At 52.2% G+C, this 3,552-nt stretch carries 2 protein-coding genes; one reads left to right on the plus strand and one right to left on the minus strand.

All coding sequences use genetic code 11. From position 1 onward, the window contains the following. The coding region (locus ACF8AM_RS19375; protein ID WP_392557233.1) for a chemotaxis protein CheA at positions 1–1,835 on the minus strand (1,835 nt) is incomplete at its 3' end. A 531-nt stretch (positions 1,836–2,366) separates the two neighbouring features. Here ACF8AM_RS19375 and ACF8AM_RS19380 point away from each other — a divergent pair. Continuing rightward, entirely contained in the window at positions 2,367–3,248 is an 882-nt protein-coding gene (locus tag ACF8AM_RS19380) for a B12-binding domain-containing protein (protein WP_392557234.1), read from the plus strand. Positions 3,249–3,552: the final 304 nt, after the last annotated feature.

Raw genomic sequence — 3,552 nt, forward strand, 5'->3', positions numbered from 1 at the left:
CGTTGGGCAATGCCCAAAACATCGAGGATCAAAGCAACACTCCCATCACCAAGAATGGTTGCTCCCGAATAGACGGCGATGTCTTTGATTTGATGACTCAGCGGTTTGACAACGATTTCTTCTGTTTCGTTGATGCGGTCCACGATCAGTCCGAACTGTTGGTCATCAGCTCTCAATACGACGATGTTGATCGCAGAATTCTCTTGGTTTTCCGACTGATCAGGCGTGGATTTTCCCAAGATGCTACGAAGATCAACCAACGGGAGCAGTTGCCCACGAAGGCGATAAACAGGAGCATTTTGAATGCGTTCGATCTTGGAAGTCGCGTTTTCGCCTTCCAGTCGCACAAGCTCCATAAGGTTGACTTGTGGGATGGCAAATCGATTGTCCGCGCACTTGACCAATAGGGCCGGAATGATCGCCAAGGTCAGCGGGATCTTGATGCGAATCGTTGTCCCCAACCCTGCATGACTTTCTAAGTCAAGCGTTCCACCGATCTTTTCGATGTTTGTTTTCACAACATCCATACCGACGCCGCGTCCCGACACGTTGGACACTTTCTCGGCCGTTGAAAAACCGGGTGCAAAGATCAGATTGCAAACCGATTGCTCATCCATCGCTTGAGCTTGCTGCTCGGTAATGATCGACTTTTCAATCGCCTTGGACCGAATACGTTCCACATTCAGCCCCGCTCCGTCGTCAACGATTTCAATGTTGACTTGCCCGCCTTCGTGAAAGGCGCGAAGCATGAGACAACCTTCGCGGTTCTTACCAAACTTTTCTCGAACGTCGGCAGGCTCGATTCCATGATCGACCGTGTTGCGAACCAGGTGGGTCAATGGGTCCTTGATTGCTTCGATAATCGTTTTGTCGAGCTCCGTTTCCTTGCCTTGCATCTCGATACGAACCTGCTTTTCGCAGATTTTGGCAAGGTCACGAACCAGACGAGGAAACTTGCTCCACACATTCCCAATGGGTTGCATGCGTGTTTTCATCACGCCTTCTTGCAACTCGCTTGTAATCAAATTCAATCGCTGAGAGGTCGTGCTGTATTCGTTGTCATCAAACCGTTCTGCGAACTGAAGCATTTGATTGCGAGCCAGGACGAGTTCACCGACCTGGTTCATCAGTGTGTCCAACAGACCAACGTCAACCCGGATGGACGTTTCAGCGGGGGATGAATCGCTGCTTAGGCTTCCCTGGGATTTGCTGGGTTCCGGCTTCTTCACCGGCTTGGTGTTTGGAGAGACCGGAGCGTTCGCCGATGGCTCCTTGGACGTTGTGTCGTCTGCTTTAGCAGCCTCCTCCTTGACGAGGCCTTCCACCTTTTGCGTCGTGTCATCCAAAAGTTCTTCGGATTCCTTGGCCACCTGCTCACCATCCCGGCTGTCGGGTTGTTCAGGTTGCGTTTCAGCGCTGGAGGCATTCTCGTCTGCAGTGGAACTCGCGGCACCAGATAGAATTTGATCGAGTGCTGCGATTTTGTCTGTCACATCCATGTCATTGCTGACGTCGATGCAGTCGAGCAACTCTTTCAAACCATCGGTCGCAGATAACAATGTGCTGACGACATCGATGGTGGGGATCACTTCCTGGTTGCGAATTTTGTTGAGCACCTCCTCTTCGCGATGCGCCAGGGATTCCAACACAGGCAAGCCTAAGAATCCGGCTGCACCTTTAATGGAGTGAATCGCACGGAAGACATGATTAACGAGATCGAGGTCAACATCCTCACCCTGGATCTCCATGGTCAAGAAGTCTTTCTCGATGTCACCAAGATGCTCTTGAGACTCAATGACGAATTCGTTGATCAGCTCTGCGTCTTCAATATTCACGGTGCTGTTTCGGTCCCGGTAGATAAATCTGTTGAGTGCAATCGCAGAAGCCATTCACTCCGGATGTGGCTTTCCTGCAAGACGGATGCATTACCAGTTATGTAACTCGCGGAAAGACTGCGGGTCGGGAAGAATTGATCGGCGTCCTCTCGTTGAACGGTTGTTTCCCAACTTTGCGTGGTCTTGGATCATCATCGAATGGTTTGCTGTTAGGCTGAACGATTCGGAACCGTCCAAACCGATCAGAGCGAGTTCGATAGAGGGCGCAATACTCGCATTCCGCACACGCACAACCTGAGCAGCCGCGGAAGCACAGTGCGCCTTCGCCTCTTACTTTCAGGCAGCTATTTCGTTTCACATGAAGGCCCCCGATCGTATTGCGACGCCTAGCCGATTTGGTTGGCCTACCCAAGCCGCTTTGTCCCGCGGGAAACCGCAAAGCGGTGATTGAGATCGTTCAAAGAGCCGATTCGTTCTGAAGGAGCTGAAACAACGGACTTCGAATTTCCATTTCGAAACGCGGATGTTGCAATGAACAACCAGATGACAGTGGGCGATGCGGCAGCAAGATTTGGTGTCAGCACATCGACGTTCAAGAGATTGTGTGAGCGATATGAAGTTGAACTGAATCGCACACCGGGCGGCCACCGACGTATCTCGATGTCATCATTGGAATCTCTATCCCAACGAATTGGGCTGGGCGGTGTCGGCAAGTGTGGGCCCAAGGGAGCCGACGAGATCCTTCAGTCTGATCGCATTGTCGAATTACTGCGATCCCGAGAGGCAGGCGTATTGCGGACGAAGGTGTTGGCTGCTTGCGATGCCCCATCAGACATTGCAACGATCCTCGATCAATCGCTTGCTCCAGCGATGTGGCGAGTTGGAACCATGTGGCAACGGGGAGAGCTTCAATCGTTCGAGGCCAACGTGTGCGCGGACACGATGCTTCGCTGCATCTATCTGCTTGAACCGCACTTTCAAACGTACACCTCTGAATCAATGAAAGCGGTGGGGGGAAGCTTGCATCAAGGGTGCGACACGGTCGCGTCGAAGATGGTTTCGTTGTGCTTGAACAGCATCGGTATCGACGCGATCGATTTGGGACCTCGCGTGCCAGCGGATGAGATGGCTGCAGCAGCTCATGCCTTGGACACTTGTTTGGTTTGGTGCAATTCCACGCATTGGGACAGCCAATCCGATGCCATCTCGCAACACTTGTTGTTGCGACGGCTGATGCCCGTTGAAAGCCACCTTTTGATTGGCGGCGGAGGTTTGTCCGTGTCCGCACAACAAGCCTTGGAGGGTTGCCGTTATCTCGAGACACTCACGGACATGATCGATTTTGTGAAAACGGTTCTATTGGACGAAGAACCTCAACGCAACACACTCTTTTCTACAACGCTCACATGGTAGAAGTCCATTCTCAGGAATCGAGAGTGCCGTGCCGATCGAGATCCGCTGAACGCGAGCGATCTTTGGTCGACCATCGAGTTGCCCTCCCGCTTGTGCATCGGCGACCTCGGCCAGACTTTTTGTGAAGAATCTTGAAGCCCGCATGAGGACAAGGTCAATTTCTGAAGCGAAGCCACCCCTGTGTCTGTTTTTCTTCGATTTGGTCTTGATTGTGTGGGTGATCAAACTGTTGATTGGTACCTTTCCAAGATCGAAAGATCTGCCGTGGGTGGCTAGCCGGTGGTTTATCGGTGACGAACCGGGC

It is taken from the genome of Rhodopirellula sp. JB055, from assembly GCF_043100905.1.
In the GTDB taxonomy this organism is placed as follows: domain Bacteria; phylum Planctomycetota; class Planctomycetia; order Pirellulales; family Pirellulaceae; genus Rhodopirellula.

Excerpts from the sequence above, each read along its gene's own strand:
- ACF8AM_RS19380 (WP_392557234.1), top strand. The coding sequence starts at position 2,367 with ATGAACAACCAGATGACAGTGGGCGATGCGGCAGCAAGATTTGGTGTC.